Source organism: Kocuria sp. UBA5001 (genome assembly GCF_002398425.1).
In the GTDB taxonomy this organism is placed as follows: Bacteria; Actinomycetota; Actinomycetes; order Actinomycetales; family Micrococcaceae; genus Kocuria; species Kocuria salsicia.
On record NZ_DGYR01000010.1, the window covers coordinates 42,488 to 66,031 of the forward strand.

General features: G+C 69.8%; 23 protein-coding genes and 1 tRNA gene. 12 read left to right on the forward strand and 12 right to left on the reverse strand.

Annotated elements, in window-relative coordinates:
* The first annotated feature begins 6 nt into the window (after positions 1–6).
* The 3 genes from B3G12_RS06500 to B3G12_RS06510 all read left to right on the forward strand — a co-directional run bounded on the left by B3G12_RS06500 (position 7) and on the right by B3G12_RS06510 (position 3,329).
* Complete coding sequence (locus B3G12_RS06500) at positions 7–2,172, forward strand: heavy metal translocating P-type ATPase (RefSeq protein ID WP_414672730.1); 2,166 nt, start codon at positions 7–9, stop codon at positions 2,170–2,172.
* A gap of 11 nt (positions 2,173–2,183) precedes the next feature.
* Positions 2,184–2,519 (forward strand): metal-sensitive transcriptional regulator, encoded by a 336-nt coding sequence (locus B3G12_RS06505; protein ID WP_229577523.1) that lies wholly within the window; start codon positions 2,184–2,186, stop codon positions 2,517–2,519.
* A 186-nt stretch (positions 2,520–2,705) separates the two neighbouring features.
* Entirely contained in the window at positions 2,706–3,329 is a 624-nt protein-coding gene (locus B3G12_RS06510; RefSeq protein ID WP_200570745.1) for a CueP family metal-binding protein, read from the forward strand.
* Positions 3,330–3,487: 158 nt separating this feature from the next.
* Here the strand turns inward: B3G12_RS06510 and B3G12_RS06515 are convergent, their stop codons facing one another.
* The 5 genes from B3G12_RS06515 to B3G12_RS06535 all read right to left on the reverse strand — a co-directional run bounded on the left by B3G12_RS06515 (position 3,488) and on the right by B3G12_RS06535 (position 9,722).
* A complete protein-coding gene (locus B3G12_RS06515) occupies positions 3,488–4,324 on the reverse strand; it encodes a TrmH family RNA methyltransferase (RefSeq protein WP_290499757.1) in 837 nt (278 codons plus the stop codon).
* Between the two features lie 139 nt (positions 4,325–4,463).
* The gene (locus B3G12_RS06520) at positions 4,464–5,384 is read right to left on the reverse strand and encodes a sulfite exporter TauE/SafE family protein (protein ID WP_290499758.1); all 921 of its coding nucleotides are present in this window, start codon (positions 5,382–5,384) and stop codon (positions 4,464–4,466) included.
* Between the two features lie 9 nt (positions 5,385–5,393).
* Complete coding sequence (locus tag B3G12_RS06525; protein ID WP_290499759.1) at positions 5,394–6,176, reverse strand: ABC transporter ATP-binding protein; 783 nt, start codon at positions 6,174–6,176, stop codon at positions 5,394–5,396.
* Between the two features lie 179 nt (positions 6,177–6,355).
* Positions 6,356–7,285 (reverse strand): phosphoserine phosphatase SerB, encoded by a 930-nt coding sequence (gene serB / locus B3G12_RS06530; RefSeq protein WP_290499760.1) that lies wholly within the window; start codon positions 7,283–7,285, stop codon positions 6,356–6,358.
* A gap of 91 nt (positions 7,286–7,376) precedes the next feature.
* Positions 7,377–9,722, reverse strand: a complete 2,346-nt coding sequence (locus B3G12_RS06535) for an MMPL family transporter (protein WP_290499761.1) — start codon at positions 9,720–9,722, stop codon at positions 7,377–7,379.
* 304 nt (positions 9,723–10,026) lie between these two features.
* On the opposite strand from B3G12_RS06535, the gene B3G12_RS06540 reads away from it, so the two are divergent.
* Positions 10,027–10,695 (forward strand): Ltp family lipoprotein, encoded by a 669-nt coding sequence (locus B3G12_RS06540; RefSeq protein ID WP_290499762.1) that lies wholly within the window; start codon positions 10,027–10,029, stop codon positions 10,693–10,695.
* 61 nt (positions 10,696–10,756) lie between these two features.
* Here B3G12_RS06540 and B3G12_RS06545 read toward each other — a convergent pair.
* From B3G12_RS06545 to fabG, 3 genes are all read right to left on the reverse strand, one after another.
* Positions 10,757–10,842, reverse strand: a tRNA-Leu gene (locus B3G12_RS06545).
* A gap of 166 nt (positions 10,843–11,008) precedes the next feature.
* Positions 11,009–11,764 carry an SDR family oxidoreductase gene (locus B3G12_RS06550; RefSeq protein ID WP_144942670.1) on the reverse strand — a complete coding sequence of 252 codons (756 nt, stop codon included), beginning with the start codon at positions 11,762–11,764 and terminating at the stop codon, positions 11,009–11,011.
* Between the two features lie 46 nt (positions 11,765–11,810).
* The gene (fabG, locus tag B3G12_RS06555) at positions 11,811–12,536 is read right to left on the reverse strand and encodes a 3-oxoacyl-ACP reductase FabG (RefSeq protein WP_094393993.1); all 726 of its coding nucleotides are present in this window, start codon (positions 12,534–12,536) and stop codon (positions 11,811–11,813) included.
* A gap of 255 nt (positions 12,537–12,791) precedes the next feature.
* Here fabG and B3G12_RS06560 point away from each other — a divergent pair, with 255 nt between their 5' ends.
* Genes B3G12_RS06560 through B3G12_RS06575 form a run of 4 tightly spaced genes read left to right on the forward strand, consistent with a single transcriptional unit; the run spans position 12,792 to position 15,760 of the window.
* On the forward strand, positions 12,792–13,175 hold the full coding sequence (locus tag B3G12_RS06560) for a DUF3099 domain-containing protein (RefSeq protein WP_238693913.1): 384 nt from the start codon (positions 12,792–12,794) through the stop codon (positions 13,173–13,175).
* 48 nt (positions 13,176–13,223) lie between these two features.
* Positions 13,224–13,619, forward strand: coding sequence for a hypothetical protein (locus B3G12_RS06565; protein WP_290499795.1), 396 nt, complete (start codon positions 13,224–13,226; stop codon positions 13,617–13,619).
* Positions 13,619–14,593 carry an SURF1 family protein gene (locus B3G12_RS06570; RefSeq protein ID WP_145009168.1) on the forward strand — a complete coding sequence of 325 codons (975 nt, stop codon included), beginning with the start codon at positions 13,619–13,621 and terminating at the stop codon, positions 14,591–14,593. Before B3G12_RS06565 ends, B3G12_RS06570 begins: the two co-directional genes overlap by 1 nt.
* 57 nt (positions 14,594–14,650) lie before the next feature.
* Positions 14,651–15,760, forward strand: a complete 1,110-nt coding sequence (locus B3G12_RS06575) for an alcohol dehydrogenase catalytic domain-containing protein (RefSeq protein WP_094394000.1) — start codon at positions 14,651–14,653, stop codon at positions 15,758–15,760.
* A gap of 158 nt (positions 15,761–15,918) precedes the next feature.
* On the opposite strand, the gene abc-f is transcribed toward B3G12_RS06575, so the two are convergent.
* On the reverse strand, positions 15,919–17,517 hold the full coding sequence (gene abc-f, locus B3G12_RS06580) for a ribosomal protection-like ABC-F family protein (RefSeq protein ID WP_055086230.1): 1,599 nt from the start codon (positions 17,515–17,517) through the stop codon (positions 15,919–15,921).
* Between the two features lie 231 nt (positions 17,518–17,748).
* Between abc-f and B3G12_RS06585 the strand changes: the two genes are divergently transcribed.
* The 4 genes from B3G12_RS06585 (at position 17,749) to ypfJ (ending at position 20,785) form a co-directional block, all read left to right on the forward strand.
* Positions 17,749–18,381, forward strand: coding sequence for a biotin transporter BioY (locus tag B3G12_RS06585; protein WP_055086228.1), 633 nt, complete (start codon positions 17,749–17,751; stop codon positions 18,379–18,381).
* Between the two features lie 72 nt (positions 18,382–18,453).
* Complete coding sequence (locus tag B3G12_RS06590) at positions 18,454–19,188, forward strand: energy-coupling factor ABC transporter ATP-binding protein (protein WP_145010271.1); 735 nt, start codon at positions 18,454–18,456, stop codon at positions 19,186–19,188.
* Positions 19,185–19,811 (forward strand): energy-coupling factor transporter transmembrane component T family protein, encoded by a 627-nt coding sequence (locus B3G12_RS06595; RefSeq protein WP_260983361.1) that lies wholly within the window; start codon positions 19,185–19,187, stop codon positions 19,809–19,811. The genes B3G12_RS06590 and B3G12_RS06595 overlap by 4 nt, the downstream gene beginning before the upstream one ends.
* A 65-nt stretch (positions 19,812–19,876) precedes the next feature.
* Positions 19,877–20,785, forward strand: coding sequence for a KPN_02809 family neutral zinc metallopeptidase (gene ypfJ, locus B3G12_RS06600; protein WP_290499763.1), 909 nt, complete (start codon positions 19,877–19,879; stop codon positions 20,783–20,785).
* Positions 20,786–20,893: 108 nt separating this feature from the next.
* On the opposite strand, the gene B3G12_RS06605 is transcribed toward ypfJ, so the two are convergent.
* From B3G12_RS06605 to sufC, 3 genes are all read right to left on the reverse strand, one after another.
* Positions 20,894–22,135, reverse strand: coding sequence for an alpha-hydroxy acid oxidase (locus B3G12_RS06605; protein ID WP_290499764.1), 1,242 nt, complete (start codon positions 22,133–22,135; stop codon positions 20,894–20,896).
* A 199-nt stretch (positions 22,136–22,334) separates the two neighbouring features.
* Positions 22,335–22,691 carry a metal-sulfur cluster assembly factor gene (locus tag B3G12_RS06610; protein ID WP_396350887.1) on the reverse strand — a complete coding sequence of 119 codons (357 nt, stop codon included), beginning with the start codon at positions 22,689–22,691 and terminating at the stop codon, positions 22,335–22,337.
* A 32-nt stretch (positions 22,692–22,723) separates the two neighbouring features.
* Positions 22,724–23,488: a Fe-S cluster assembly ATPase SufC gene (gene sufC, locus B3G12_RS06615; RefSeq protein WP_094394010.1), complete on the reverse strand. Its 765-nt coding sequence runs from the start codon at positions 23,486–23,488 to the stop codon at positions 22,724–22,726.
* Positions 23,489–23,544: the final 56 nt, after the last annotated feature.

The following is a 23,544-nucleotide window of genomic DNA, read 5'->3' on the forward strand; positions in this document are numbered from 1 at the left end:
AAGACGATGACAGATCCGAACGAACATCAGCACCACCGCGTCGACACTGCCGAGAAGGCGCATGGCGACCACCACGCCGCCGCGACGCCGGACCATGCCCACGCGGCCGGTGCACACGCAGAGCATGAGGGACACGGCATGGACCACCGCGATCACGGTGAACATGCTGGTCACGGTGGTCATGCCGGGCATGGGGACCATGTGGGCCAGTTCCGGCGGCTGTTCTGGATCAACCTCGTCATCGCCATCCCGGTGGTCGCGTTCTCTCCCATGTTCGCCATGCTGCTGGGCTACTCGGTGCCCGGCTGGGCGGGCTGGGTCGCCGCAGTGCTCGGCACCGTCATGTACGCCTGGGGCGGCACTCCATTCCTCACAGGTGCCGTCAGCGAGCTGAAGAGCCGCCAGCCCGGGATGATGCTGCTCATCGCGCTCGGGATCACCGTCGCTTTCCTCGCCTCCTGGGCCGCCACTCTCGGGCTCGTCCATCACGAGCTCGAGTTCTGGTGGGAGCTGGCGTTGCTGATCGTCATCATGCTGCTGGGCCATTGGATCGAGATGCGCTCCCTGGCCCAGACCACTTCGGCGCTCGACTCCCTGGCCGCGCTGCTGCCCGATGAGGCCGAGCGGGTCGAGGGCGACGATGTCGTCAAGGTCGACCCGGCCGACCTGCGTGTCGGCGACGTCGTGATCGTCCGCCCCGGTGGCAGCGTCCCCGCCGACGGCATCGTCGTCGACGGCCGCGCCGACATGGACGAGTCCATGATCACCGGCGAGTCACGCCCCGTCGCCCGCGGCGAGGGCGAGAACGTCACCGCCGGCACCGTCGCCACCGACTCCGGCCTGCGCGTGGAGATCACCGCCACGGGCGACGACACGGCGCTTGCGGGCATCAACAGGCTCGTCGCTGAGGCGCAGGGGTCTTCGTCCCGCGCCCAGCGCATCGCCGACAAGGCGGCTGCCTTGCTGTTCTGGTTCGCCCTCGGGGCCGCTCTGATCACTGCCGTCGCCTGGACCCTCTTCGGGCTGCCCGACGATGCCGTCATCCGCACCATCACCGTGCTCGTCATCGCCTGCCCGCACGCGCTCGGTCTGGCGATCCCTCTGGTCGTGTCCATCGCCACCGAGCGCGCCGCCCGCGGCGGCGTCCTGGTCAAGGACCGCCTCGCGCTGGAGTCCATGCGCCAGGTCGACGCAGTGCTCTTCGACAAGACAGGCACCCTGACCAAGGGCGAGCCCACCGTCACCGGCGTCGAACCGACCGGCGACCTGGACGCCGACCAGGTACTCGCCCTAGCCGCTGCCGCCGAGGCCGACAGCGAGCACCCGCTCGCCCAGGCCATCGTCGCTGCCGCCAAAGACAAGAGCCTGACCGTCGAACCAGCCAGTGGATTCTCGTCCTCGCCGGCAGTGGGGGTCACCGCGACCGTGGCCGGCCAGGAGATCCGCGTCGGAGGCCCCCGACTGCTCGAGGAGACCGGGCAGTCCGAGGTCGATGCCGCCGACGGCTGGCGGGCCGAGGGCGCGATCATCCTGCACGTCCTCCGCGACAATACTGTGATCGGCGGGCTCAAGCTTGCCGACGAGGTCCGGCCAGAGTCCCGCGACGCCGTCGACGCGCTTCATGAGCTCGGCGTCGAGGTCGTCATGATCACCGGCGACGCCGAGGCCGTGGCGAACGAGGTGGGAAGAGAGCTCGGCATCGACCGCGTCTTCGCCGGCGTCCGCCCCGAGGACAAGTCCGCCAAGGTCGACCAGCTGCAGAAGGAAGGCAAGAAGGTCGCCATGGTTGGTGACGGCGTCAACGACGCTCCGGCGCTGGCGCAGTCCGACATCGGCATCGCCATCGGCGCGGGCACCGACGTCGCCATCGCCTCAGCAGGGGTCATCCTCGCCAGTTCCGACCCGCGCAGCGTGCTCTCGGTTATCCAACTCTCCCGTGCCGCATACCGTAAAATGAAGCAGAACCTGTGGTGGGCTGCCGGGTACAACCTGCTCTCTGTGCCGCTCGCGGCCGGTGTTCTCGCACCCGTCGGCTTTGTCATGCCGATGTCGGTTGGCGCGATCCTGATGTCGATCTCCACCGTCGTCGTCGCCCTCAACGCCCAGTTGCTGCGTCGCATCGACCTCACCCCAGATGCAAGCACTCGTTCCGTCCTGGAGCGTCAGAAATGAAGGACACCTTCATGACCACCGACACGGCCACCAATGACACCGGCGGCGACACCGAGACCCACCAGCACGGCTACATCAGCGACAAGGCCCGCTACCGCAGCCGCATGAAGCGCATCGAAGGCCAGGCGCGCGGCATCGCGAAGATGATCGATGACGAGAAGTACTGCATCGACATCCTCACTCAGGTCTCCGCGCTCACCCGGGCACTGCAGGGGGTCGCGACCGGCCTGCTCGATGACCACCTCAAGCACTGCGTGCTCGACGCCGCCAAGCAAGGCGATGAGGACGCGGCCATCGCCAAGATCCAGGAAGCCTCCGATGCCATCAACCGACTCGTGCGCTCCTGACACCATCTGATTTCGGTTGACACCAGACGCCTCCCAGGCTGTTGCACCCCAGACCAAGACTATGCTTTCGACGTCTCCGGGCTGGCGTGGGCTGCCCCTCGTCTGGCCCTCGGCCCCCGACGAAATCGGGCCGCCTGAGGTCGAATCGGTCGATATGAACATTTTCACCTGAGAAAAGAGTTGGGCATGCCCCTTGCCATTGTTACTCCGATCCACCCCTCCAGGAGCCGCCTGAGACTCTGCGCGACCATAACCGCGCTGGCGACCAGCGCCGTCCTCCTGCTCAGCGGCTGTGCTGATGCGGAACCGTCCGTCGACGCAGGGTCCGATCACTCATTGGTGGCCGAGCACGATCTGGACGGCCTGAATGCACGGGACATCATCAAGCGCCTCGACACAACGAAGGTGTCAGATCGCTCGTCTGAACTCATCGCTTCGATTGAACCCGAACAGTTGGTCCTGACCGACGATCAGAACAAGCAGACCACTCTGCCGATGCCAAAGGACGAATTTTACGTCTCTATCGCTCCCTATCGCGGGCAGACTCACGAATGCTACTTCCACAGCCTCACAACTTGTCGCGGCGAGCTCGCCAATACTGACGTCGACGTTACCGTGGTCGAGGCGACGTCTGGGGGGACCATCCTCGATGAAACGCTGACGACTTACGACAACGGATTCGTGGGGATCTGGCTGCCACGCGGAATTGACGCGTCGCTCACAGTCTCAGCCGAAGGCCGCACCGCAAAGCAGGATATATCGACCCGCGCAGATGACCCCACTTGCTTGACCGGATTTCAATTGACTTGATGCTCGGACTCCAAGCTCACCACCAGAGTGCCGGCTTCAGTACAGTCGGTCGGCAGCAGTGCACCAGGGCAAAGGCCCTAGTGGCGCAGGTCACACTCGCCACCACGATACTCGCGCCGGTGAAAACGGACTGACTCGACCACCTCTGGACAGTGACGCTACCTCTTGTGGCGCAACCTCGTCGCATAGAGCGCGAGTGCCGAGGCCGCCGCGACGTTTAACGAGTCAACTCCGCCCATCATCGGGATCGTGACTCTTCTGTCGAGCCGCTGCTCAGTCGCTTGAGTCAGCCCAGGACCCTCGGAGCCGAAGACGAGAGCGAGCTTCTCATAATCTTCAGCGACCAGCTCGTCCAAAGTGATCGCGCCCTCGCCTAGAGTCATGCCCGCAACGACGAACCCTGCATCCTGGAGGGTGTCGATGCTCTCTGGCCAAGGATCGATTCTTGTCCACGGCACTTGGAAGACCGTACCCATCGACACTCGGATCGCTCGCCGGTACAAGGGGTCAGCGCAACGAGGGGTCACGAGGACCGCATCGACGCCCATCGCTGCGGCAGAACGAATTAGAGCACCAACGTTCGTGTGGTCCACGATGTCCTCCAGGATGGCCACGCGCCGCGCCGAGGCCAGCACCGACTCCAGGGGCAGCGGCTCGGGCCGGTGCATGGCCGCCATGGCGCCCCGGTGCAGGTGGAAGCCGGTGATCTGCTCCAGCACCTCGTCCGCGCCCACGTACACGGGCACGTCGTGGGCCTCGAGCACGTCACGGAGGCCGTCCAGCCACTTCTCGGCCATGAAGAAGGACCGAGGCCGGTGCCCGGCGTCGAGCGCGCGGCGCAGCACCTTGGAGGACTCCGCGAGGTACAGCCCGCGCTCGGGCTCCAGCTTCCGGCGCAGGGACACGTCCGTGAGGCTCGTGTAGTCGGCCACGCGGGGATCGGCGGGATCGCTCAGTTCCACGATGCGCTCGGACAGGGGTGCAGGTGAGGTCACGGGACTTCCTGGGTCGTCGGGGTCGGGGTTCGTTCCGGTGCGTGCCCTGCATGCGCCCGGGCGGTGCGCGGTGTCCGGGAGGGCCACGGACGGGCCAGCGCGGCGCGTTCGGGCGCGCGCACGTGCGCGTGTGCTCGCGTCAGAGCAGCCTGGACACCATGTTCGCCAGTGCCACCAGCCCCAGGACCACGATCACGCTGCGCAGCACCACCGGGGACATCCGCTTGCCGATCTTCGCCCCCAGCCACGAGCCCACGGTGGAGCTCACGGCGATGAGCAGCACGACCCACCAGTTGATGCGCTCGAACGCGAGCAGCACGTAGGACACGGCGGCCACGATGTTCACCGCGGCCACGAGCGCGTTCTTCACGGCGTTCGCGGACTGCAGCGGCGCCAGCAGGAACACCCCCAGGATGCCCACGAGCAGCACGCCCTGCGCCGCCACGAAGTACCCGCCGTAGATCCCGGCCAGGAACACGAGCACGTACAGGATCGCGGGCTGCCGCGCGCCGTCGGGCTGCGCGGACGACGACGCCGTGCCCCCCTCGGCGGGGACAGCGGCGTCGTGCCCCGATGCGCCCGGAGCGGCACCCGGGGTGCTCGCCTGGCGCTCCTTGCGGGCACGCACCACTGCCTGCAGCCGCGGCTGGAACACCACGAACAGCAGGGCCACCACGATCAGCGCGGGCGCGACGACCTCGAAGACCTCTTCGGGCAGGTGCAGCAGCAGCACGGCGCCGATCACCCCGCCGGCCACCGAGCACGGCAGCAGTTTGAGCAGGGTGCGCCTGAGCCCGCGCAGCTCGCTGCGGTAGCTCCAGGCGCCGGTCAGGTTGCCCGCGATCAGGCCCATCGCGTTGGACATGGACGCCGTGACCGGGGGAACCCCCATGGTCACGAGCACGGGGAACGTCACGAGGGTTCCCGAGCCCACGATGGTGTTGATGGTCCCGGCCCACAGCCCGGCCACCAGGATAAGCAGCACCTGCCACCACTCGAAGCCCACGGCGCCCCCGGCGCCGAGCAGCTGGGTGGGAAGGGCTGCGCTGAGGTGCATCATGCGGGCGGCTCAGCGCGCGAACGCGGCGTAGCGGTGGCCCACCCTGACGAGCTTCAGGGCCATGTCGAACGTCTCGGAGAGGTTCTTCTGCGTCATGACCTTCCCCACGGGGCCTGCGGCCACGATCTTCCCGTCACGCAGCAGCAGCGCGTGCGAGAAGCCGTCCGGGACCTCCTCCAGGTGGTGGGTGACCATCACCATGGCCGGTGCGGCGTCGTCCCTCGCGAGCTCGTCCAGACGCTGCACGAGCTTCTCGCGCCCGCCCACGTCCAGCCCGGCGGCCGGCTCGTCCAGCAGCAGCAGCTCCGGGTCCGTCATCAGCGCACGGGCGATCAGCACCCGCTTGCGCTCACCGTCCGAAAGCGTCCCGTACCGGCGGTCGTGCAGCTCCTCGAGCCCCCACGCCCGCAGCAGCTCCTCGCTGCGCGCCGCGTCGGCTTCGTCGTACTCCTCGCGCCACCGCCCGGTCACGCCGTAGGCGGCGGTCAGCACCACGTTCGCCACGGTCTCCGCGTGCGGGATCTGCCCCGCCAGCGGGGCGGAGCTCACGCCGATGCGCGGGCGAAGCTCGAACACGTCCACCGCGCCGAGGATCTCGTCGAGGATGTCCACCATGCCGCTGGTGGGGTGCAACCTGGCCGCCGCGATCGACAGCAGCGTGGACTTGCCCGCCCCGTTGGGGCCCAGGATGACCCAGCGCTCGCCCTCGCGCACGGTCCAGTTCACCGCGTCCAGCAGGGTCTTCTCACCGCGGACCACCGTGACGTCCACCAATTCCAGAACTGAACTCATGACGGCAACTCTAGTGCCCACGGCCCGTCGGTTCGCGGTCCGGCGCACTGTGCTCCCTAGCGCTCAGGTCTGGGCACCCTGGTTTCGTGCCCTCTTGTCTGCCGCACTGTGACGCGGGGACGACAGCGCGACGCCCGCGGACCCGCACGTCGGGTCTCGGCCAGGGTGCGGGGCGGAGCTCAGAGGTCCATGAAGAAGCGCAGGGCGTCCAGGTTGGGGATGTTCAGCTGGGTGTCCGCGACCTCTCGAAGTGCTGGCTTGGCGCGGTAGGCGACCGAGAGTCCCGCCAGGCGCGCCATGTCGATGTCGTTGGCACCGTCCCCCACGACCATGACGTCCTCGGGGTCCACCCCCAGTTCGCGCGCCCACTGCTCGGTGAGCTCCGCCTTCGCGGTGCGGTCGACCACGCGCCCGGTGACCCGGCCGGTCAGCAAACCGTCCTCGACCTCCAGGGTGTTGGCCGCCGAGCGGGTCAGCTCCAGCTTGGCGGCGAGCGGTTCGAGCACCTGCACGAAGCCCCCGGACACTGCGGCGACGGCGTGACCCTCGCGCAGCAGCGTCTGCACGAGCACCTGGGCACCGGGCGAGAGCCGGACGCTGCGTGCAACGTCGCGGACCACGTCGGCGGGCAGCCCCGCGAGCACCGCGACGCGATCGCGCAGGGACTCGACGAAGTCGATCTCACCGCGCATCGCACGTTCCGTGACGGCGGCGACTTCCGCCTCACGCCCGGCGTGGGCCGCGAGCAGCTCGATGACCTCCTGACGGATCAGGGTGGAATCCACGTCGAGGACCACGAGCTTGCGCCTCGAGTGGTCCATCCAGTGGGCGTCCAGGGCATTGAGGTCGATGCCGGGCAGCAGCTGCGACTGCGGATCGGGGCGCAGCGCGGCCCGCAGCCGGGGCAGGTCCTCGGTCTGCACGTGCACCGTGAGCGCGTTGTAGCCCTCCACGTCCGCGGCCTGCTCGTCCGAGGCGCTGCCCGTCACCCGCACCCAGTTGTGGGAGTCCACCGTGGCACCGGTGCCCTCCACGAGCTCCAGGATCGCGGGGGTGGATTCCTCTTCCGGCGTGGCGGTGAGGGCGACGACGGCGCAGTGATGGGACATGGCGGCAGTGTATCGGCCCGCACGAACGGGGCACAAAGAAGGCCCCGGGTGGGCGTCCGTGTGACGACGCCGCCCGGGGCCCCCTGCGGGCTCAGTCCGTAGGTGCTGGGACGGCCCGGTGCCGTCCGGGCGTGCCCGCACGGGAGGGCCACCAGGAGCGGGGGCCGATGTCCAGCGCGAGGGCCGGGACCAGAAGCGACCGCACGATGATCGTGTCCATGAGCACACCGATGGTCACGATGATCGCCAGCTGCACCAGGAACAGGATGGGCAGCACCGCCAGCGCCGCGAAGGTGGCGGCCAGCACGATGCCCGCGGACGTGATGACACCACCCGTGGTGATGAGCCCGGCCAGCACGCCCGCCCGGTGACCCACCGTGACCACTTCCTCGCGCACGCGGCTCATGAGGAAGATGTTGTAGTCGATGCCCAGCGCCACCAGGAACACGAAGCTGAACAGCGGCACTGTGGGGTCCGCCTGGTTGATGCCCATGATGCTGAACACCCCCGTGGCGACTCCTAGTGCAGCGAGGAACGAGAGCACCGTGGTGGCGATGAGCAGCACCGGCATCAGCACGCTGCGCAGCAGGACCATGAGGATCACCAGGATCACGGCCAGAATGATGGGGATGATCAGTGCGCGGTCGTGCTCCGAGGCGGCAATGGTGTCCGCCTGCACGGCCGTGGTCCCGCCGATCTTGGCCTCCGGCACGTCAGTGGCGAGCGCGTCCCGCAGCCGTGCAACGGTGGCCTGTGCCGCCTCGGAGTCGGAGGCGTCGGTCAGAGTGGCCTGGATGAGCACGTCCCCCTTGCTCTGAGTGGGTTCCACCCCGGCGAACGGCCCGGCCTGCGGCGTGGGATACGGCAGCGTGCCGCTCGGCGAGTCCTTGGCGGTGAAGGCGACGGAGGAGACGCCGTCGTCCCCGTCCAGGGCCTTGACCACGGTCTCCGCCTCCCCCTCGGGGGCGAGCACGTACATCGGATCTCCGGTGCCGCCCGGGAAGTGGCGGTCGATGATGGCCAGCCCGTCACGGGCCTCGGACTCCCCCAGCACGAACTCGGACTCGGGGACGCCTCCCGCGTCGAGCTGCGTGGCACCGGCGGCCGCGGCGGTGAGCACGATCGTGCACACGATCCACACCGCGCGGGACTTGCGGTCCACCAGTCGAGCCACGGCCGCCCACAGGCCCTTGTGCTCGTACGGGTTCATGGCCTCGTCGTGCGCCTCGGGGTTCTCGTCCACGCGCGGCGCCTTGGGCCACAGGGCCGCGCGCCCGAAGATCGCGAGCAGTGCGGGCAGCAGGGTCAGCCCGGCGAGGATGGCGAAGACCACGCCGATCGCCGTCGCCGGGCCCACACCGCGGTTGGAGGTCAGCGCGGAGAACAGCAGGCACAGCAGCCCGGCGATCACGGTGGTCCCGGAGGCCAGCACCGCCGGCACGGTGCCCTTCCACGCCACGCGCGTGGCCACCCAGCGCGATGGCGTGTGGTGCAGGGCCTCGCGGAAGCGGGCCGTGTAGAGCAGGCCGTAGTCCGTGGCCGCGCCGATCACGATGATGGAGAGAATGCCCTGGGTCTGACCGCTGAGGTCGATCACCCCGGCCTTGGCCAGGGCGTACACCGTGAGGATGGCCCCGCACAGGGCGGCGACGCTCGTGAGCAGCACCAGGAAGGGCACGATCGGCGAGCGGTAGACGACCACCAGGATCACGAGCACGGCGACGAGCGCCACGAGCAGCAGCAGCCCGTCGATGCCGGAGAACGCCTCGGAGAGGTCCGCCACGAGACCCGCGGGACCGGAGACCGCCACGGTCAGCCCGCCGGGCATGTCCTCGTCCACGCGGTCGCGGATCGCCTTCACGACGTCCCCGGTCTCGGCGTCCGAGTCCACCAGGGCGATGACCTCCGCCGCCTCGCCGTCCTCGGAGGCGATGGGCGGGGAGACCTCCAGGACCTCCGGGATGTCCCCGAGGGAACCGGTGACGTTCTTGATCTCTTCCAGCTGCGCGTCCGAGAGCTTCTCTCCCGATTCGACGACGATGATGGCGGGCAGCCCGTCCGTGTCCTGGAACTCTCCCAGCCTGTCCTGGACCTGTGTGGCCTGCGAGTCCACCGGCAGGAAGGCCGCCTGCGAGTTGGAGACCACGTCAGAGACCTTGCCGAACGTGGGCCCGCCCACGCCCATCACACCGAACCAGGCGAGCACCAGGGCGATCGCGAGGATCCACCACAGCCCGCGGTGGCGCACAGCGTCACGCCGGCTCGTGCCAGGCGCCCGCGCCCGGCCCGTTCCCGTCGGCTCCCCGGGCGACCCGGTTGCACCGTCGGACTCGACGGCCCGCCGCGCTCGCTCGCCCGCCTGACCGGGGTGCTGCACAACGTGGGGCTCGTTTCCGTGCTCCTGGTCCGGGACAGGGGTGGCTGGTCTGCTCGGCATGTCTCACCTTTGGGAGGTCTCGGCACATGGGACCACGCGCATACGGCACTGGCCAGGGCAACTCCCCTCCATCGTACGGGTGTCCGCGACCGACTCCCTGACCGCCGTGAGTGGAGCCCGACGACGCCGCGTCGCGCAGCCGGGGTGGCCGCCGGGGGGGTCGAACCCCGGGCCCGCCCGCGCGGGGTCGGCCGTTGTGGGGACATCGCGGGGCATGTGAGCCATGCCATTATGTATGAAAGCAAATTTATGCTTGTTCAACATTGTTGGCACCCATCCGGTGCCGCCCGGCGAAAGGCCTCACATGGCTCACTCCCCCGCGCCCGTCCTCGTTGTCACCGGGGGCCTTGCGGCGCTGCTGCTCCTGAGCGGTTGCGCACAGTCCGGCACCTCGGGGGCCTCGGAGGCTTCCCCGGCCCACAGTGTCGCGGCGTCGACGGCGGCACCGCTCGACCAGGAGGCTTCCGCTGCCGTGGGCGCGTCCACCGCGCCGCCGGCCCCGGCGGCAGGAGCCCCTGAGGAGGGGGCGACGGCGTTCCGTGCGGATGACCAGGATGCGGTGGAGGCAGCACCGAGCACAGGGAGCGTGGCCGAGACGGGCGGTGGCTCCGGCGAACCGTCCGAGGAGTCCTCAACTTCGGGCGGCGGGGCGAGGGCCGGAAGCGCGCAGGGAAGGGGAAACACCTCCGTGTCCCAGGACAGCGCGGCCCGCAAGGTGCAGGACTACGTCGCGCTCATGGGCTTCTCGCGGGAAGGCCTGATCGACCAGCTCGGCTACGAGGGGTTCAGCCCCGAGGAGGCGGCCGCGGCCGTGGACCAGGCTGGGATCGACTACAACGCCCAGGCCGCGAAGAAGGCCGAGGACTACGTCTCGCTCATGGGCTTCTCCCGGCAGGGGTTGATCGAGCAGCTGGAGTTCGACGGGTTCACCCCGGAGCAGGCGGCCCACGGCGCCACGGGCAACGGCCTGTGAACTTGGCCTGACATGAGAAGATCCCGCCCGACCGTGATGGTCGAGCGGGATCTTCGCTCTGTGCGCGAGGGGGGACTTGAACCCCCACCCTCTAATACGAGGACTAGCACCTCAAGCTAGCGCGTCTGCCTATTCCGCCACCCGCGCAGGTGTCGCAGGGCGTTTCGGTCTTCTCTCGAAAACCTCCGTGGCCCTGGGCAACGACAAGAAACCTACCACAGTTGCCCGGCCCGTTCGAACCGAGCGCGGGCGACAGCGCCCAGATCCTGCCGAGCGGCGTCGCCCGCGGGTGGGGGCGAAACGCGACAAGCGGCTACTTGCCCGCCTTCGCCAGGAAGTCCTCGGCGCCGCCCACGAGCTCCACGTGCCCGTTCTCGACGTCCGCGGTGACCATCTTCGCGATCTCCTGCGCGAATTCGTTGACCGTGTACAGCTTTCCGGCCGCTTCACGACGCTCGTCCAGGGCTCCGGGGCGGGCGCGGTTGAGCAGGGTGGCGGTGACGGTGCCCTCGATCATGTCCGCGGAGACAACCACGAGGTCCACGCCCTTCTCTGCGAGTTCGGGGACGCGGGCGGTGAGAGTGTCCTCCCCCGCTCGCTTGGAGCGGGCCACGGCGTCGTACTCGGGCATCGTCTCCACCTGGTTGATGAAGTGCGCCTGGTGGCTCGTGACGAACACCACGCGGCCACCGCGCGGCAGCAGTTCGAGGGCGTCCGTGAGGGCGTCGTTCTGCGCGTCCCTGTTGAGCTTCAGCGCGTAGTCCTCGCCGAGGTCCGTCTCCATGCCACCGGAGGCGTTGAGGACCAGCACGTCCAGACCGCCGAACTCGTCCGTGGCCGCCTGGAACAGGTTGGCGCGGGACTCGGGATCGGTGATGTCCGCCTGGACGGCAACGGCCCGGCCGCCGGCCTCCGTGATCTCCTTGACCACCTTGTTGGCGCGCGGCGCCTTCTGCCGGAAGTTGATCACCACGTTGGCGCCCTCGCCCGCGAGGATCTTTGCAGTGTCCGCGCCGACCCCGCGCGAGGATCCGGTGATGATCACGGTCTTGCCTGCCACTGAGCTCATGCGCTTACTCCTTCGAGGGGGAAACTTCTGTGGACCGGGAGGGGCGTCAGTGCCCCACGCCCAGCCCGCCGTCTACGGGGATGATAGCGCCGGACACGTACGCGGCCCCCTCGGACACCAAGTACGTCACGGCCGCGGCGACCTCGGAGGCGTGGCCGAAACGGTTCACGGGGATCATGGAGCGGTAGTTCTCCTTGACCTCCTCCGGCAGCTCCTGCGTCATGGCGGTGTCGATGTAGCCGGGCGCCACCACGTTGGCCGTGACACCGCGGGAGCCGAGCTCCCGGGTGATCGCGCGCGCCATGCCCACCAGCCCGGCCTTGGACGAGGCGTAGTTCACCTGGCCGGGGGCACCGGTGTAGCCCACCACGGAGGAGATGAACACCACGCGGCCGCGCTTCAGACGCATGAACCCCTTGGTGGCTCGCTGCACCACGCGGAACGCGCCGGTGAGGTTGGTGTCGATCACGTCCTGGAAGTCCGCTTCCTTCATGCGCACGAGCAGCGCGTCCTTGGTGACGCCCGCGTTGGCCACGAGGACCTCCACGGGGCCGAACTGCGCCTCGATCTCCTTGAACGCGGCGTCCACCGAGGCGGAGTCGGTGACGTCCGCGCGGACGGTGTGTGCGCCGTCGGGACCGTCGCCTCCCGAACGGGACGTGACCACCACGTTGTCGCCGGCGGCCACGAAGGCCTCGGCGATGGCACGGCCGATGCCGCGGTTGCCTCCCGTGACGAGCACGGTGCGCGCGGTCGAGGTCTGTTCGGTCATGGGGAAGCCTTCCGTGGACGGGTGGTCGCCGTGCTCCCACCGCGACCGTGGATCAGAACCTCCAGCATCCTAACCGCCCTCTCACCTGCGACGCTCTCCCAGGTGGCGCGCACTTGGGGGCGCACCGCAACGGTGAGAGAATGGTCAGCACGCTCCCGGCTGCTCCGGGTGCGCCGGGGCAGGCCCCGCGGACGAACTCGCCGAAGGACGTTCACCATCACACGCTCCCACCCGCAGACGAACGGCTCCACCGAGGTGCACTCCATCACCACGGCGGCGGATCCGCACACCTCGGACATGAGCCAGCGCATGAAGGTGTACTCCATCCAGATGGGCCTGCGGGTGGTGTGCATCATCGGAATGGTGCTCATCGATAACCTGGTGGCGCGCATCGTGCTGCTGCTGGGCGCCGCGCTGCTGCCCTGGTTCGCGGTGATGCTCGCCAACAAGGGCGCGGACCGCTCGCAGCGCGCCGGCTCGGCGTACGCCCCGCCGCAGCGCACCGAGCTGCCCACCGCCGCGGAGGCGAGCGAACGGGCACCGGATCCGGAGAACGTGGTGGTGGACGCGGAGTACACCGTCCACAGCCCCCGCCCGGAGCTGCCCCGCCCGCCCCACACGGCCACGCGCCGCAACTGAGCGCCCCGCACGACCCCCACACCGTCACCTCGGGAGGACACGCACACGGTGGAATTCGATCTCCTCGGTTCACTCGACCCCCAACGCCCCGCGGCGGACGCGGCACGCCCCCGGCCCGCGGAGACCGCCCCGGGTGCGGTGTGCTCGCGCCGCGGCTGCCAGGCCCCCGCCCGGTGGACCCTGCTGTGGAACAACCCGCGGGTGCACACGCCCGAGCGCCGCAAGGCCTGGCTCGCGTGCGACGAGCATCGCGAGCACCTCGCGGACTTCCTGGGGCAGCGCGGCTTCCTCAAGTCCGTGGAGCCGTTCGAGGAAGGCCGTGACGACGCCCCGGCGCTCGGGCCGCGAGAGACGCCCGGGTTGCGCAAAGCACCCGCAGGGCGCGGCGACGTCGGCTCCCCGGGTCCCGGCACCGACCCGACCTCAGCGCAGGGCGGTCGCTGATGCGCAAGTACTCGTTCCTGCGCTCGAGCACGTGGCTCGGCTGGTTCGCCCTCACGTGCGTAGCGGCCGCGCTGTGCCTGTACCTCGCCCAGTGGCAGATGTCCCGCAACGACCACCTGGTGGCCGAGAACGCGAAGATCACTGAGAACTACGACGCCGCCGCGTACAACTCCGGGACGGGCCTGCCCCTGTTCGAGGACTACGACGACTCCCGCACGTGGCACCCCGTGCAGCTGCGCGGCAGCTACCTGGCCCAGGACACCGTGCTGGTGCGCAACCGGCCCCACGACGGTCGGGTGGGCTACGACGTGCTCGTCCCGTTCCGCACCACGGAGGGCACAGTGGTGGCCGTTGACCGGGGCTGGATCCCCACGGACGACTCCGCGAACGGAATGCCCTCGACAGTTCCCGCTCCCCCGAGCGGCACCGTGACGGTCACCGCCAGGCTGCGCCCCTCCGAGGGCGCGCTGGACCGCGGGGCGCCGGACGGTCAGGTGGCCTCGATCGACTTGCCCGAGCTGTCCTCCCGCTGGGGCGGGGACCTCGCCACCGGAGGCTACGGTGAGCTCGTCTCCGAGGAGCCCGCCGCGGCCGCCACCCCGCAGGCGCCCGAGCGCCCGGAAGTCTCCTATGGCCCGCACCTGTCCTACTCGCTACAGTGGTACGCATTCGCGGTGCTCGTGTTCGTGGCCTACGGCTACTCGGCGCGCCAGCACGTGAAGAACGAGGAGTGGGACCGTGCCTACGCGGCCGAGGTCGAGCGCCGGCTCGCCCGCTACTACGACGCCGAGGGCAACTACATCGGCGAGATGGACGAGGACCTGGTGATCCGCCAGCTGCAGATGGCCGACGACATGCCCGCGCACCTGAAGTCCCTGTACCGCCCCAAGCGCACGCGGGCCACCACGGGCATCACGGACGAGTACGAGGAGGACGCCCTGCTGGACGCCCTCGAGACGCAGCACCGCCAGTAACCGGCCCGGAGCGGCACCGCCCGCCCGCGCCGGCCCACCCGTGACGAAGGAGTCGCCGTGAAGATCAGAGCTGCCGTGCTGGACGAGATCGGGGTGCCCCGGCCGTTCGCCGAGTCCCGCCCGCTGTCCGTGCAGGAGCTGGAACTGGACGAGCCGGGACCGGGCGAGCTGCTCGTGCGGATCCGGGCGGCCGGGGTGTGCCACTCGGACCTCTCCGTGGTGGACGGCAACCGGCCCCGCCCCCTGCCCATGGTGCTCGGCCACGAGGCGTCCGGCGTCGTGGAGCAGGTGGGCGAGGGCGTCACGGACGTCTCCCCCGGGGACCAGGTCACCACCGTGTTCCTGCCGCGCTGCGAGGACTGCGCCAACTGCGCCACCAACGGGAAGCTGCCCTGCACCCCGGGCACCGAGACCAACAACGCCGGGCTGCTGCCCGGCTCCACCCTGCGGCTGCACCGCGACGGGCAGGACGTCCACCACCATCTGGGGGTCTCCGGTTTCGCGTCCCACGCCGTGGTGAGCCGCCAGTCGGTGGTACCAGTGGGTGCCGACGTGCCCCCGGAGATCGCTGCCGTGGTGGGGTGCGCCGTGCTCACGGGTGGCGGGGCCGTGCTCAACGCGGGGCGCCCCTCGGACGGGGACACGGTCATCGTCGTGGGGCTCGGCGGAGTGGGCATGGCCGCCCTCCTAACTGCGCTGTCCCTGCAGAAGGGCCCCGTGATCGGCGTGGACGCCAACCCCGAGAAGCTCGCGAGGGCCAGGGAGCTGGGCGCCTCTGCCGTGTACACCCCCGACGAGCTCGCCGACAACGGTGTGCGCGCGGACGTGGTCGTCGAGGCCGCCGGGCACCCCCGCGCCTTCGAGAGCGCCGTGGCGGCCACCGCTCCGGGCGGAACCACGGTCACCGTGGGCCTGCCCTCCCCCGATGCGCGCTCCACCATCGCCCCGCTCGGACTCACCGCCGAGGCGCGGACCATCGTGGGCTCCTACCTGGGCTCCGCCGTGCCGTCGCGGGACATCCCCGTCTACCTGGACCTGTGGCGCGCTGGCAGGCTTCCCATCGAGGAGCTGATCACCGAGCGGGTGGCCCTCGCGGACATCAACGAGAGTTTCGACCAGCTCGCGGACGGCCGCGCGGTGCGTCAGGTCATCCTCTTCGAGGACTGACGCCCGCGGACACGCGCACCACCACGGCCCCACCAGGGCGACGAGCGGAGTCCTGTCCCCGGCCTCGGGGTGGACCGGCGCGTTGCACTGTCACGGCCACGCCGCGCCGCGGGACTGAGCACCCGCGCGGCCCCGCGGCGTCGTCGGTGCCCCGGGGATCAGGCCAGGCTGATGAGGTCCTGGTACTCCTGGCTCCACAGGTCCTCCACGCCGTCCGGGAGCATGACTACGCGCTCGGGCTCAAGGGCCTCCACCGCGCCCTCGTCGTGGGAGACCAGGACCACGGCGCCCTCGTAGGTGCGTAGCGCGTTGAGGATCTCGCGGCGCGACGCCGGGTCAAGGTTGTTGGTGGGCTCGTCGAGCAGGAGCACGTTCGCCGACGACGCCACCAGGGTGGCCAGCGCCAGGCGCGTCTTCTCGCCGCCGGAGAGCACCCCGGCGGGCTTGTCGACGTCGTCGCCCTGGAACAGAAAGGAGCCGAGGATCGTGCGGACCTGGGTGTCTGCGAGGTCCGGTGCGGCGGACTTCATGTTCTCCAGCACGGTGCGGTCCGTGTCCAGGGTGTCGTGCTCCTGGGCGAAGTACCCGAGCTTCAGGCCGTGGCCGGGGATCACCTCACCGGTGTCCGGCTCGGACTGCCCGGCGAGCATCCGCAGCAGAGTGGTCTTGCCTGCGCCGTTGAGGCCCAGGACCACCACTCGGGAGCCGCGGTCGATCGCGAGGTCCACGTCCGTGAAGATCTCCAGGGACCCGTAGGACTTTGACAGCCCCTGTGCGGTCAGGGGGGTCTTGCCGCAGTCCGCCGGCTTGGGGAAGCGGATTGCGGCCACCTTGTCCTGCACGCGCTCGCCCTCGATGCCCGCCATGAGCCGCTCGGCGCGGCGGATCATCTGCTGGGCGGCGGAGGCCTTGGTGGCCTTCGCGCGCATCTTGTTGGCCTGGTCCATCAGCACGCCAGCCTTCTTCTCGGCGTTCGCGCGCTCGCGCTTTCGCCGGGCCTGGTCCTGCTCGCGCTGCTGCAGGTAGTTCTTCCACGTCATGTTGTAGACGTCCACCACGCAGCGGTTGGCGTCCAGGTAGAGCACCTTGTTCACGACCATCTCCATGAGCTCCACGTCGTGGGAGATCATCAGCAGCCCGCCCTGGAAGCCGCGCAGGAACTCGCGCAGCCACACGATGGAGTCGTGGTCCAGGTGGTTGGTGGGCTCGTCCAGGAGCATGGTGTCCGCGTCCGAGAACAGGATCCGCGCGAGCTCCACGCGGCGGCGCTGGCCGCCGGAGAGCGTGTGCAGCGGCTGGTCCAGCACACGGCCGGGAAGATTCAGGTTGTTCGTGATCGTGGCGGCCTCGGACTCCGCCGCGTAGCCGCCGCCCGCGAGGAACTCGGACTCCAGCCGGTCGTAGCGGCGCATCGCCTTTGCGCGCACGGTCTCGTCCTCCGAGGCCATCTCCTCCTCGGTGCGGCGCAGCCGGGAGATCACGCCGGCGAGGTTGCGCGCGGAGAGGATGCGGTCCCGGGCCAGCTGGTCCATGTCGTCCACCTTGGGGTCCTGCGGCAGGTAGCCGATGGACCCGGAACGCGTGACCTCGCCGGCGGCGGGCAGCGTGAGCCCGGCCAGCACCTTGGTCATGGTGGTCTTCCCGGCTCCGTTGCGGCCCACCAGGCCCACCTTGTCGCCCTTGTCCACCCGGAAGCTCACCTCGTCCATGAGCAGGCGTGCTCCGGCGCGCAGTTCGAGGTTCGTGACGGTGATCAAGGGTGCAGGGCCTTTCGTGGGCGGTCTCGCTCGGGGCTGCTTCCGGGGCCGGTGCGCTCGTGCGCTGCGCGGGCCCGTGACACGGTCACGGGGTGCGGGCCTCCCGGGGCAGACAGAAACCCCGTGGATCCGGGGCACTGCCCAGTCTACCCGGGGCCGCAAATCGGCGCCGCGGCGTCGTCCCCGCCCCATGGCGCCGCCGCGCGCGAGGCGACAACTAGACTGCCTGCCATGACTTCTCCCGCGCGGGAAACCCGCTCCCTCACGTCCTTCGACCTCGCCAACATTGCCGTGTTCGCCGCCCTGACGTGCGTGCTGGCGCTGGCGCCGGCGATACCCGTGGGTGCCGTCGGTGTGCCCATCACGCTGCAGACGCTCGCCGTGTTCCTCACGGGCATGATCCTCGGAGGCTGGCGCGGTTTCCTGGCGCTGCTGCTCTACGTGGTGGTGGGTCTGCTGGGCGTGCCGGTCTTTGCCGGATTCGTTGGCGGACCGGCAGTGCTGGCCGGACCCTCCGCCGGCTACCTGCTCTCCTTCCCGTTCGCGGCCGCGCTCGTTGGCGCGCTCGCCCACCGCAGCGTGCGCGGTGAGCGGGTACGACGACGCGACGGCGCCACCTCCGTGGCTCCGGAACGGCGCGGGGGTCTCACCGTCAAACTGATCGGCGCGGGCCTCGCCGGTCTTGTGCTCTCCCACGTGGTGGGCACCGCGGGCCTGATGATCAACGCGGGGCTCGGACTCGGGGCGGCCGTTGTCACGGACCTCGCCTTCGTCCCCGGGGACATCGTCAAGGTGGTTGTCGCCGCACTGATCGCCGTGGCGGTGCACCGCGCGTTCCCCCGCATGGCCGGGGCGGTTCTCTGAGTGGCTGACGAGCCGCGTGCCGCCCCATCCCAGCAGCCGGGCGGGGAGACGCCGCACGGGGAAATCCCGGACTTGGAGCCCCCGCACCGGGAGTCCCTGTACTGCGCGGACGTGACCGTGACCGTGGAGGGACCTCGCGGACCCGTGACCGTGCTGGAGGGCGTGGACTGCGAGTTCACCGCACGGCGCACCGCGGTGGTGGGGCTCAACGGCTCCGGCAAGTCCACGCTGCTGCGGCTGTTCAACGGGCTCGTCACGCCGTCCTCGGGAGTGGTGCGGACGGGCAATGTGGACCCGGCGGCATTCCCCCGGCACGCCCGCTCCCTGGTGGGCTTCGTCTTCACGGACCCCGCATCCCAGATCCTCATGCCCACCCCGCTCGAGGACATCGAACTGTCCCTCCGGCGTGGCGTTCGGGACCGCGCCGAGCGCACCGAGCAGGCGATGGCCTGGCTGCGGCGGCTGGGCCTCGAGGACCGCGCGCACCACAGCGTCTTCGACCTCTCCGGGGGTGAGCGGCAGCTCGTTGCCCTGGCCGCCGTGCTGGCCGTGGAGCCCCGCGTGCTCGTGCTGGACGAGCCCACCACTCTGCTGGACCTGCGCAACCGGCTGCGCCTGCGCCAGCTCCTGGACGGCCTCCCCCAGCAGCAGCTGCTCAGCACCCACGACCTCGACCTCGCGGCCTCCGCGGACCACGTGGCGGTCGTCCACGAGGCACGCCTGATCGACCAGGGCCCGCCCGAGCGGATGCTGCACCTCTACCGGCACTGGTGCGAGAACGGCTTCCCCGGGAAGACCGCGGCGTGAGACGTCGCGCCCGCCCCCGGGGTGACGACCTGCTCGGCACCTACGTTCCCGGCACGTCCCCACTGCACCGCTGCCCGCTGTGGCTCAAGGCGCTCCTGGTTCTTGGAGCATGCCTGGTCGTCATGACCGCGCGGGACTGGCGGGTCTCCCTGGGTGCCCTCGCACTCACGGCGGCGGCCGCTGCCGCCTGCGGTCTGGGCGTGCGCCGGTGGGTGCGCTCGCTGCGCCCGCTGCTGCTGCTCGTCATCCTGCTGACGGCCTACCACCTCGTCGCCAATGGCCCGGCGCGCGCCGCCGACGTCGTGCTGTCCCTGCTCGCCGTGGTCACCCTCACGCGCCTGCTCATCTCGACCACGCCCCTCCCCCGACTCATCGACGGGCTCGTGCTGCTGTGCTCACCCCTGCGCCTCGCGGGCGTGGATCCCGAGCGCATTGGACTTGCGGTGTCCCTGATGATCCGCTCGGTCCCCTGGCTGTTCGGAGTCCTCACCTCCCTGCGCGATGCCGCCGCTGCCCGCACCGTGCGCCCGCACCCCGTGCAGCTGGTCACCCCCGCAGTCATCGCCACAGTCGACTACGCCCACCGCACCGGGGAGGCGCTCGCGGCGAGAGGACTCGAGTAGCCGCGCCACGGCGTCGTCCCCGCCCAATCGCCCCGGTGCCCGCACAGTGGCCCTATGCTTCCCCCATGAGCTTCAACGACAACTCCCAGCTGAACTCCGGGCGGGTCAGCTCCGGCGGCGGTGGTGGACGCGGCATCGCCGTGGGTGGAGGGCTGGGCGGTGTGGTCCTGCTGCTGATCGCGGGCCTGTTCTTCGGTCAGGACGGCATCGACGCCCTCACCGGCGGTGGCACCCAGGACACCGACGGGACCCAGCAGGTGGACTCCGGACTCGCGGACCGCTGCCGCACCGGCGCGGACGCCAACACTGACACCTCCTGCCGCATGGTGGCCACGGTGCAGTCCCTCGACCAGTTCTGGGGCGACTACCTTCCCCGGGCCACGGGGAAGCAGTACACGGAACCGGGGGTCGTGCTGTTCACCGGCACGGACAACACGTCGTGCGGCCAGGCGTCCTCGGCCACCGGCCCGTTCTACTGCCCGTCGGACTCGACCGTCTACCTGGACACCGGCTTCTTCGAGGAGATGCGCACCCAGTTCGGCGCGGATGCGGATGCCCTCGCCCAGGAGTATGTGATGGCGCACGAGGTGGGCCACCACATCCAGGACCTGCAGGGCACCCTGGGCAGGGCCCAGCAGGACCCAAGTGGCGCCAATTCCGGCGCGGTTCGCACCGAGCTGCAGGCCGACTGCTACGCGGGGATGTGGGCCCACCACGCCACCGAGTCCGGCGGTGCGGTGCAGCTGCAGCCGATCACACGCGCGCAGCTCTCGGACGCGATCGAGGCCGCCGGAGCCATCGGTGACGACCGCATCCAGGAGGCCGCCCGCGGTCGTGCCAACCCGGAGTCCTTCACGCACGGCACCGCTGCGCAACGCCAGGCCTGGTTCCTCACCGGGTACCAGACCGGCGATCTCACGGCCTGCAACACGTTCTCCGCGCGCAACCTGAACCACCCGGACGCGCTGAGCTAGGACGGAGGGGCGGGGCTCCGTACAAACGGACCGTTCCCCGTGCCGGCACCTCAGACGAGACCGGCCACCACCCTCGGGCCGACCTCTGCTCCGGGGTCCTGGCGCGGTTCAGGCCCGATCCGTGTTCCCCGCCCGCTCCAGCCACGGTGCGCGCATCGACGTGGGGCCCAGGTCCGCGATCGACCCGGCTCCCATGAGCATCATGTCCGTGCGGATCTGCGCCTCCAGCAGCTCGATCACCCGCGAGACACCCTGCTCGCCGCCGGCCATGAGTCCGTACAGGTACGCCCGCCCGATCAGCACGAAGTCCGCGCCGGCGCACAGCGCGGTCACCACGTCCGCGCCGGAGAGGACTCCGGAGTCCAGGATCAGGGGGACGCCCGGGCCCACCTCCTCGCGCACGCCCGGCAGAGAGGTCAGCGCCACGGGTGCCCGGTCCAGCTGGCGGCCGCCGTGGTTGGAGACCACGAGCCCGTCCGCGCCCACGCTCATGGCCCGCCGGGCGTCGTCGCGAGTGAGGACACCCTTCACGAACAGCTGGCCGTCCCACTGCTCGCGGATCCAGGCGAGGTCGTCCAGGTCCAGGCCGGGGTCGAACATCGAGGAGATCAGGTCCGCCAGCGTGGAGGACGTGTTCGAGAGGGACGCGAACTTCAGCGAGTCCGTGGTCAGGAAATTGAACCACCACTCGGGCCGGTAGGAGGCGTCCAGCACGGTGCCGGGCGTCAGGCGCGGCGGGATGACCATGCCGTTGCGGACGTCCCGCAGCCGCTGACCGGGAACTGGCGTGTCCACGGTGACGAGCAGCGTGCCCACACCGGCGGCCTTCGCGCGCTGCAGCAGGTCCAGCGACGCCGCGTGGTCGCGCCACAGGTAGAGCTGGAACCAGCGCTCGGCGTCCGGGGCGGCGTCCCGCACCTCCTCGATGGAGCGCGTGCCCATGGTCGACAGTGAGAACGGGATCCCGGCCTTCTCGGCGGCCCGCACTCCCCCGATCTCACCCTCTGCGTGCATGAAACGCGTGAACCCGGTGGGCGCGATCCCGAACGGCAGCGCGCTGCGGAAGCCCGCGATCTCCGTGCTGAGATCTGCCGTGTCAGTGCCGTGCAGGATCTTCGGCAGCAGCTCCACGGACTCGAACGCCTTGCGGCTGCGCCGGTAGGTCAGTTCTTGGCCGGCAGCGCCGTCCACGTAGTCGAACGCGGGTTTCGGGGTGCGACGCCGCGCGATCCGCCGCAGCGCCTCCACGTCCGCCGCCTTGGCGAGCCGGGCAGCACGGCGGTCCGGGTTGAAGGAGCCGAACCGCATGAGTGGCTTGAGCTCCGAGAGCTGGGGCAGGTGGCGTTGCACATGAGTCCTCACAGTCGCGGGTGGTCGGTTCCGAATCTAGCACCGTGCCCGGTGGCGGTCCCGCTCCGGGCGGACCGGACGGCCTGTGGAGGACCCGGACATTTTCCAGCGAGACCCCGGATACGGAACAGGGCACGACCGTGGTGGTCGTGCCCTGGTGGCGGTCATGTCCTGCCGTACCGTGGCGGTGGTTCGGACCTCAGATGTTGAAGCCCAGCGCCCGCATCTGGTCCCGGCCGTCCTCGGTGATCCGCTCCGGACCCCACGGGGGCATCCAGATCCAGTTCACGTGCCACTCGTCCACGGTGGGCGAGAGGTTCTGGGCAACCTGCTCCTCGATGACGTCCTGCAGCGGGCAGGCCGCCGTGGTCAGGGTCATGTCGAGGCGCAGGGAGTCATCGTCCTGGTACTGCAGGCCGTACAGCAGGCCCAGGTCCACGACGTTCACGCCCAGCTCCGGGTCGATCACGTTCTTCAGCAGGTCCTCGATCTCCGCGAGCGAGGCCTGGCCCTTGGGGCCCTGCTCCGCCGCGGCGGTCTCGGTGGAATCACTCACGGAATCCTCCTCCGGTCTCGTGTGCGCCGCGCCTACTTGGCGGCGGCCTGCACGTAGCGGTCGTAGCCCTCGTTCTCGAGCTGCTCCGCGAGCTCGGGTCCGCCCTGGTCCACCACGCGGCCGTCCGAGAACACGTGGACGAACTGCGGCTTGATGTAGCGCAGGATCCGGGTGTAGTGCGTGATCAGCATGATGCCGGTGTTGTCCTGCTCAAGGGCGCGGTTGACGCCCTCGGAGACGATCTTCAGGGCGTCGACGTCCAGACCGGAGTCGGTCTCGTCAAGCAGCGCGATCTTCGGCTTGAGGATCTCGAGCTGCAGGATCTCGTGACGCTTCTTCTCACCGCCGGAGAAGCCCTCGTTCACGTTGCGCAGCAGCATGTCCGTGTCGATCTTCAGCTTCTCCATGGCGGCGCGGACGTCCTTGGTCCACGTGCGCAGGGAGGGGGCCTCGCCGTCGACGGCCGTCTTGGCCGAGCGCAGGAAGTTGGAGGTGGTCACGCCCGGGATCTCCACGGGGTACTGCATGGCCAGGAAGAGCCCGGCGCGCGCCCGCTCGTCGACGGACATGGCCAGCACGTCCTGGCCGTCCAGGGTCACGGAGCCGGAGTCCACCTGGTACTTGGGGTGACCGGCGATGGTGGAGGCCAGCGTGGACTTGCCCGAGCCGTTGGGGCCCATGATCGCGTGCACCTCACCGGAGTTGATGGTCAGGTTCACGCCCTTGAGGATGGGCTTGGTGGTCTCGTCGTCCAGGATGACGGACGCGTGGAGGTCCTTGATCTCCAGAGTTGACATGGGGTGATTCTCCTTGTGGTCGTGGGCACAGGCCCGGTCACGGGCTCGGGTGCGAC

Coding starts and splice junctions, on each gene's coding strand:
- B3G12_RS06500 (WP_414672730.1), top strand. CDS start 7: ATGACAGATCCGAACGAACATCAGCACCACCGCGTCGACACTGCCGAG.
- B3G12_RS06505 (WP_229577523.1), top strand. CDS start 2,184: ATGACCACCGACACGGCCACCAATGACACCGGCGGCGACACCGAGACC.
- B3G12_RS06510 (WP_200570745.1), top strand. CDS start 2,706: ATGCCCCTTGCCATTGTTACTCCGATCCACCCCTCCAGGAGCCGCCTG.
- B3G12_RS06520 (WP_290499758.1), bottom strand. CDS start 5,384: ATGATGCACCTCAGCGCAGCCCTTCCCACCCAGCTGCTCGGCGCCGGG.
- B3G12_RS06525 (WP_290499759.1), bottom strand. CDS start 6,176: ATGAGTTCAGTTCTGGAATTGGTGGACGTCACGGTGGTCCGCGGTGAG.
- serB (WP_290499760.1), bottom strand. CDS start 7,285: ATGTCCCATCACTGCGCCGTCGTCGCCCTCACCGCCACGCCGGAAGAG.
- B3G12_RS06535 (WP_290499761.1), bottom strand. CDS start 9,722: ATGCCGAGCAGACCAGCCACCCCTGTCCCGGACCAGGAGCACGGAAAC.
- B3G12_RS06540 (WP_290499762.1), top strand. CDS start 10,027: ATGGCTCACTCCCCCGCGCCCGTCCTCGTTGTCACCGGGGGCCTTGCG.
- B3G12_RS06550 (WP_144942670.1), bottom strand. CDS start 11,764: ATGAGCTCAGTGGCAGGCAAGACCGTGATCATCACCGGATCCTCGCGC.
- fabG (WP_094393993.1), bottom strand. CDS start 12,536: ATGACCGAACAGACCTCGACCGCGCGCACCGTGCTCGTCACGGGAGGC.
- B3G12_RS06570 (WP_145009168.1), top strand. CDS start 13,619: ATGCGCAAGTACTCGTTCCTGCGCTCGAGCACGTGGCTCGGCTGGTTC.
- B3G12_RS06585 (WP_055086228.1), top strand. CDS start 17,749: ATGACTTCTCCCGCGCGGGAAACCCGCTCCCTCACGTCCTTCGACCTC.
- ypfJ (WP_290499763.1), top strand. CDS start 19,877: ATGAGCTTCAACGACAACTCCCAGCTGAACTCCGGGCGGGTCAGCTCC.
- sufC (WP_094394010.1), bottom strand. CDS start 23,488: ATGTCAACTCTGGAGATCAAGGACCTCCACGCGTCCGTCATCCTGGAC.